Here is a 5,853-nt window from a genome sequence, read left to right as displayed (position 1 = left end):
TTGAGTGTGCTCAAGGCGCTGCGCGCCGAGCTGCCGTTCGAGGACTTTGTCTACGTGGCCGACAGCGGCCATGCGCCTTACGGTGAACGCGACCACAGCCATGTGCTGACGCGTGCGCGTGCCATCACGACCTACCTGCTGAGGCAGCACCAGATCAAGACCCTGGTGATCGCCTGCAACACCGCCACCGCGGCGGTCATTGATGTGCTGCGCCAGGAACATCCCGGCCTGCCGATGGTGGGGGTCGAGCCCGCCCTGAAACCGGCCGTAGCCGCCAGCCAGACCAGACACATCGGCGTCCTGGCCACCCGTGGCACCCTGGGCAGCCGCAAATTCAAGACCCTGCTGGATTCGCTGGCCGGCCAAGCCAGCTTTACCTGCCAGCCCTGCGATGGCCTGGCCGCTGCCATCGAACACCAGGACACTACAAAAATAGTAGCGCTATGTGAAGAATATACGCGGGCTATGGGCCAATTTGGCTCTAAAAATCAGGAGATCGACAGCCTCGTGCTGGGTTGCACCCACTACCCGTTTGCCCGCCCCGAGCTGGTGACCCTGCTGCCAGCGGGTGTGCAGCTGATCGACAACGGCCAACCCGTGGCCCGCCAGACACGCCGGGTGCTGCCCCAGCTGGCCAGCCCCGACCAGCCAGGCCAGCTCACACTGTGCGCCACCGGTCACCCCGAACGGCTGGCCCAGGCCGCCCGGCGCTGGCTGGACTGGAGCGCGCCGGTACAGACCCTGACTCTCTGAACCCAGGCCCTGTCCGGCCAGGGGGCAGTGTGCCATCCGGGATAATCGTGCCTCATGAACCCCTTTCTTCCCCTTTTACAGCCCTACCCTTTTGAACGATTGCGCCAGCTGCTGGCCGGTGTCACGCCCAACCCGGCCTACAGCCCGATCAGCCTGGGCATTGGCGAGCCCAAACACGCCACACCGGCCTTCATCCAGCAAGCGCTGGTGGACGCCATCGGCCGCCAGCCCAGCGGCCTGGCCAGTTACCCGGCCACGGCCGGTGAGCCGGCGCTGCGTGAAGCCTTTGCCAACTGGCTGGCCACACGTTACGGCCTGCGCGTGGACCCGTTCAGCCAGACACTGCCGGTCAATGGTTCGCGCGAGGCACTGTTTGCGCTGACTCAGACCATCGTCAACCCGCAAACCGTGCCCACCCCAGGGCTCAAGCCGGTGGTGGTCTGCCCCAACCCGTTCTACCAGATCTACGAAGGCGCCGCGCTGCTGGCCGGGGCCGAACCGTATTACGTGGCCAGTGACCCGGCGCGCAACTTTGCCCCGGACTGGGACAGCGTGCCCGAAGCCGTGTGGGCCCGCACCCAGCAGCTGTTTGTCTGCTCCCCCGGCAACCCCACCGGCGCGGTGATGCCGCTGTCAGAGTGGCAAAAACTGTTTGACCTGAGCGAGCGTTTTGGTTTTGTCATTGCCTCGGACGAGTGTTACAGCGAAATCTACTTCCGCGACGAAGCGCCACTGGGGGGCATGCAGGCCGCCGCCCAGCTGGGCCGTTCGGACTTCAAGAACCTGGTGTCCCTCACCAGCCTGTCCAAACGCAGCAATGTGCCGGGCCTGCGCAGCGGTTTTGTCGCCGGGGATGCGGCCATCCTGCAGCAGTTTTTGCTCTACCGCACCTACCACGGCTGTGCCATGAGCCCGGTGGTGCAGGCCGCCAGCATCGCCGCCTGGCGGGACGAAGCCCACGTGGTGGACAACCGCGCGCTGTACCGGGCCAAGTTCGCCCAGGTCACACCGCTGCTGGCCGAGGTGCTGAACGTGGCCCTGCCCGATGCCGGTTTTTACCTGTGGGCCGACGTCGGTGGTGATGAACTGACATTCACACGCGAGCTCTACGCTACTTACAATGTCACGGTGTTGCCGGGTTCGTATCTGGCACGCGAAGCGCAGGGCCACAACCCTGGCAAAGGACGTATCCGCATGGCTTTGGTTGCCGACACCGCAGAGTGTGTGCAGGCGGCCCAGCGTATCCGGGACTTTGTCCAGCAGCGGCCGCGCTGACACCAACCTGGACGCCCGCGACTTCTTCAACCCTTACCCGAATCCTGACCATGACCCAACAACTGCAAACCATCATTGATGCCGCCTGGGAAGACCGTGCCAACCTGTCGGCCACCTCCGCGCCCAAGGAAGTGATCGATGCCGTCGAGCACGTCATCCATCAGCTCGAAACCGGCCAGCTGCGTGTAGCCACCCGCCAGGCCGTGGGCGAATGGACCACCCACCAGTGGATCAAGAAAGCCGTGCTGCTGAGCTTTCGCCTGCGCGACAACGAGATCATCCAGGCTGGCCAGCTGGCCTTTTATGACAAGGTGCCGACCAAGTTCACCGACCTCTCGCCCGAGGAAATGCGCGCCACCGGCGTGCGGGTGGTGCCGCCGGCCGTGGCGCGCCGCGGCAGCTACCAGGCAAAAGGCGTGGTGCTGATGCCGTCTTATGTGAACATCGGCGCCTATGTGGACGAAGGCACCATGGTCGACACCTGGGCCACTGTCGGCTCCTGCGCCCAGATCGGCAAAAACGTGCACCTGTCCGGCGGCGTCGGCATTGGCGGTGTGCTCGAGCCGATGCAGGCCGGCCCGACCATCATTGAGGACAACTGCTTCATCGGCGCCCGCTCCGAGGTGGTTGAAGGCGTCATCGTGGAAGAAAACTCGGTGATTTCCATGGGCGTTTACCTCGGCCAGAGCACCCCGATTTATGACCGCGTCGAAGACACGGTGAGTTATGGCCGCATCCCGGCCGGCTCGGTGGTGATCAGCGGCAGCCTGCCCAAGGACAACGGCCGCTACAGCCTGTACGCCGCCGTGATCGTCAAGCGGGTGGACGCGCAGACCCGCGCCAAAACCAGCCTGAACGATTTGCTGCGCAACTGATCTGCAACCCGTCGGGGCCGGCCACCTGGCGCCGCCCCGCTGATTGAAAGGCTTCCCCATGGCAACCAGTGCGCCACCCTCAGCCCAAGGCACGATGGAGCGCATCCTGCGCCTGATGGCCGAAAAGCGCGCCTCTGACATCTACCTGTCGGCACACTCGCCGGCGCTGATCCGCATCAACGGCAACTGCGTGCCGATCAACAGCCAGATCCTGCCGCCCGACGCACCGATCAACCTGCTCAGCGAAATCCTGCCGCCGCAGAGAATCGAGGAGCTGCGCGAACTCAACGAGCTCAACATGGGCTGGTCCATGCCCGGGGTGGGCCGTTTCCGGATCAGCGGCATGCGCCAGCGCGGCTCTTACGCCGTGGTGATCCGTTTCATCGCCAACGAGATTCCGGCACTGGCCTCGCTGTCGCTGCCGCCGGTGCTGGCCGACCTGATGCTGGAAAAACGCGGCCTGGTGTTGATGGTGGGCGCCACCGGCACCGGCAAAAGCACCACGCTGGCGTCGATGATCGACCACCGCAACGCCAGTGAGTCCGGGCACATTCTGACCATTGAAGACCCGGTTGAATTCCTGTTCAAGAACAAACGCTCGGTGGTCAACCAGCGTGAAGTCGGCACCGACACCCAATCCATGCAGCTGGCGCTGAAAAACGCCCTGCGGCAAGCACCCGATGTGATCATGATCGGCGAAATCCGCGACCGCGAAACCATGTCGGCGGCCATCGCCTACGCCCAGACCGGTCACCTGTGCCTGGCCACGCTGCACGCCAACAACAGCTACCAGGCGCTCAACCGGATTTTGAGCTTCTACCAGGTCGAGGTGCGCCAGACCATGCTCGGTGACCTGGCCGCCGCGATGAAAGCCATCGTCTCGCAGCGCCTGCTGCGCACCATTGCCGACACCCGAACGGCCGCGGTGGAGATCATGCTCAACACCAAGCTGGTGGCCGAAATGATCGAAAAAGGCGACTTCTCCGGCATCGTCGACGCCATGGAAAAGTCCCTGGCCGAAGGCAGCCAGACCTTTGAGCAGGACATTGCCCGCCTGGTCCTGGCCGGGGTGGTGGACCGCAAGGAAGGCCTGGCCAACGCCGACTCCCCCACCAACCTGTTGTGGCGTCTGCAAAACGATTTTGCCGCCCGGGCCAACGCCCAGAGCCGGCTGCCAGCCGAGGACCCGGACGACAAACCCACTTTCACCGAAATCACGCTTGACGTGGACCACTGATTACCCTGCCCCATGACACCCACCCGTGCACTGACCGAACAATTGATCGCCTGCCGCTCCGACACCCCGCTGGATGCCGGCTGCCAAACCCTGATTGGCCAGCGCCTGGCGCCGCTGGGGTTCGAGCTGGAAACCCTGGTCAGCGGACCAGACCATTTCCGCGTCACCAATTTATGGGCAAAACGGCCTGTAGCCCAGACAAACAAAGCACATACAGCTACTAAATTGATAGTATTTGCCGGCCATACCGACGTTGTGCCCAGTGGCCCGCACGAACAATGGCAGAGCGACCCGTTCACCCCGACCGAGCGTGACGGCAAGCTCTACGGCCGCGGCGCGGCCGACATGAAAACCTCGCTGGCCGCATTTGTCGTGGCCAGCGAAGAGTTCCTGGCCGCCCAGCCCGACACCCCGTTGAGCATTGGTTTTCTGCTCACCAGCGACGAGGAAGGCCCGGCGCTGGACGGCACGGTCAAGGTGGTGGAAATGCTGCGCCAGCGTGGTGAGCAGCTGGACTACTGCATCGTGGGGGAACCCACCTCGGTCCAACGCACCGGCGACATGGTCAAGAACGGCCGCCGCGGCACCCTCAGCGGCAAACTCACGGTCAAAGGCATCCAGGGCCACATCGCCTACCCGCAACTGGCAAAAAACCCGATCCACCTGCTGGCACCAGCGCTGGCTGAACTGGTAACTGTGTCGTGGGACCAGGGCAACGCCTTCTTCCCGCCAACCACCTGGCAGGTCAGCAACATCCATGGCGGCACCGGCGCCAGCAATGTCATTCCAGGCACGGTGGTGGTGGACTTCAACTTCCGCTTTGGCACCGAGTCCACGCCCGAGTCGCTGCAAAACCGGCTGCAGGCGGTACTGGACAAACACGGGCTGGACTACGAGCTGGCCTGGACCTTGGGCGGCCGGCCTTTTCTGACCACCCCCGGCACGCTGGTGGACGCCGTGGCCCAGGCCATCGAGGCCGAAACCGGCCTGCACACCGAACTCTCCACCAGTGGCGGCACCAGCGATGGCCGATTCATCGCCAGCATCTGCCCGCAGGTGATCGAACTCGGGCCGCCCAATGCCAGCATCCACAAGATTGATGAACACATCGCGCTGGCTGACATCGAACCGCTGAAAAACATCTACCGCCGCGTGCTGGAAAACCTGCACGCGCAAACTGTCCATGACCATTCTTGAACTGATTGACGCCGGCGCCCGCCAGCTCGACGATGCTGGCGTGGCTTTTGGCCACGGCACCACCAATGCTTTTGACGAAGCTGCCTGGCTGGTGTTGTGGCAGCTGGGGCTGCCGTTGGACAGCCCGCTGGACGGCCCGGATTCGGTAGCAAATCGACCTGTAGCCCAGGAAGACATTGACAAAGTTGCTACACTTTTCAAAGCACGCATCGAGACCCGCAAACCCGCAGCCTATCTGACCCGTGAGGCCTGGCTGCAGGGGGTGGCGTTTTATGTGGACGAACGCGCCATCGTGCCGCGCTCGCTGATTGCCGAGGTGCTGGTCGAGGGCGGCATCGACTACTGGCTCAGCGAATCCACCCACCGCGTGCTCGACCTGTGTACCGGCAATGGCAGTCTGGCGGTGATGGCCGCCATGGTCTACCCCGATGTGATCGTGCAGGCCTCCGACATCAGCGCTGATGCGCTGGAGGTGGCGCGCATCAACATTGACCGCCATGGCCTGCACGACCGCAT

General features: G+C 63.8%; 6 protein-coding genes. All 6 read left to right on the top strand.

Features of this window, described 5'->3' with window-relative positions; translation table 11 throughout:
* The coding region (gene murI, locus PHW99_RS17750; protein WP_300180808.1) for a glutamate racemase at positions 1 to 753 on the top strand (753 nt) is incomplete at its 5' end.
* 54 nt (positions 754 to 807) lie between these two features.
* Complete coding sequence (gene dapC / locus PHW99_RS17745; RefSeq protein ID WP_300180805.1) at positions 808 to 2,028, top strand: succinyldiaminopimelate transaminase; 1,221 nt, start codon at positions 808 to 810, stop codon at positions 2,026 to 2,028.
* Between the two features lie 50 nt (positions 2,029 to 2,078).
* Positions 2,079 to 2,903 carry a 2,3,4,5-tetrahydropyridine-2,6-dicarboxylate N-succinyltransferase gene (gene dapD, locus PHW99_RS17740; RefSeq protein WP_300180802.1) on the top strand — a complete coding sequence of 275 codons (825 nt, stop codon included), beginning with the start codon at positions 2,079 to 2,081 and terminating at the stop codon, positions 2,901 to 2,903.
* Between the two features lie 58 nt (positions 2,904 to 2,961).
* The gene (locus PHW99_RS17735; RefSeq protein ID WP_300180799.1) at positions 2,962 to 4,140 is read left to right on the top strand and encodes a PilT/PilU family type 4a pilus ATPase; all 1,179 of its coding nucleotides are present in this window, start codon (positions 2,962 to 2,964) and stop codon (positions 4,138 to 4,140) included.
* A gap of 12 nt (positions 4,141 to 4,152) precedes the next feature.
* Positions 4,153 to 5,337: a succinyl-diaminopimelate desuccinylase gene (gene dapE, locus PHW99_RS17730; protein WP_300180796.1), complete on the top strand. Its 1,185-nt coding sequence runs from the start codon at positions 4,153 to 4,155 to the stop codon at positions 5,335 to 5,337.
* The coding region (locus PHW99_RS17725; RefSeq protein WP_300180793.1) for a methyltransferase at positions 5,324 to 5,853 on the top strand (530 nt) is incomplete at its 3' end. The genes dapE and PHW99_RS17725, both read left to right, overlap by 14 nt.

Origin of the sequence: Rhodoferax sp., assembly GCF_028689305.1 — a bacterium.
Lineage (GTDB): Bacteria > Pseudomonadota > Gammaproteobacteria > Burkholderiales > Burkholderiaceae_C > Rhodoferax.
This window is presented reverse-complemented; position numbering and strand designations above follow the sequence as displayed.